The sequence below is a fragment of the Corynebacterium sp. c3Ub_189 genome (assembly GCF_039907195.1).
In the GTDB taxonomy this organism is placed as follows: Bacteria; Actinomycetota; Actinomycetes; order Mycobacteriales; family Mycobacteriaceae; genus Corynebacterium.
In genome coordinates this window covers 1-311 of the sequence record NZ_JASBOF010000086.1, presented here as the reverse complement: position 1 = coordinate 311, position 311 = coordinate 1, and the positions used below count along the sequence as shown (strand labels likewise).

The 311-nt window shown below is 47.6% G+C and carries 1 protein-coding gene; it reads right to left on the bottom strand.

Annotated elements, in window-relative coordinates:
• On the bottom strand, positions 1 to 311 hold a 311-nt coding region (locus QKD99_RS11615), incomplete at both ends, for a VaFE repeat-containing surface-anchored protein (RefSeq protein ID WP_347951502.1).

The following is a 311-nucleotide window of genomic DNA, read 5'->3' as shown; positions in this document are numbered from 1 at the left end:
CGGAGTCTCATCACCATTGGACTCAACCTCAGTAGAGGTCAACTCCTCAAACGCAACAGCAGAATCAACCGGCTTCTCAGCATTATCAACCTTGATATCAACCGTGGTGAAGCCCTTAGAAGAATCTGCAGTGAAATCAGCAGAACCAGTACCCAGAACAGTCTTGCCATCCTTGGACATCAACTTCGCATCCAGGTGGTAGTTCTTACCATCAACCAGACCCTCATAAGTCACAGTGTCAGTAACAACCGCACCATTAACAACACGAGACGAACCCTCAGCAAACTTAGCCTCAGTCTTAATAGACGGCT